The organism is Streptomyces sp. BE20 (assembly GCF_036322525.1).
Classification (GTDB): Bacteria; Actinomycetota; Actinomycetes; order Streptomycetales; family Streptomycetaceae; genus Kitasatospora.
The window spans coordinates 1-342 of record NZ_JAQYWW010001240.1 but is presented as its reverse complement, the minus strand read 5'-3'; the positions used below and the strand labels follow the sequence as shown (position 1 = coordinate 342).

Below are 342 nucleotides of genomic sequence, written 5' to 3'. Positions count from 1 at the left end.
GGGGGGGTGTTGGTGGGGGGGGTCGTGGTTTTGCATGGGGGGGGGGTTTTGGGTGTGGGGTTTTTCGGGGTTGGGGTTTTTTTTTTTTTTTTTTTTTTTGGGGGGTACTTTTTTTTTTTTTTTTTTTTGTTTTGTTTTGTTTTTGTGGTGTTTTTTTTTTTTGTTTGGTGGTTTCGGGCCGTGGGGTTTTGGGGGGGGGGGGGGGGTGGGGGGTGGGGCCAGGGGGGGCGCGCCGGGGGGGGGGGCTTCGGGTGGGTTGGGGGGGGGTGGTTGGGGTGGTGGCGCCGGGCCCCCCGCTTCTGCCGAGCTGTGTGTGGGGGGCTCCCCCGCGGCCCCCCCCCC

1 protein-coding gene is annotated in these 342 nt (G+C 61.7%); it reads left to right on the top strand.

All coding sequences use genetic code 11. The features are described from left to right. Positions 1 to 54 precede the first annotated feature (54 nt). Positions 55 to 342, top strand: a 288-nt coding sequence (locus PUR61_RS45705) for a hypothetical protein (protein WP_329885765.1), incomplete at its 3' end; no start/stop codon positions are given.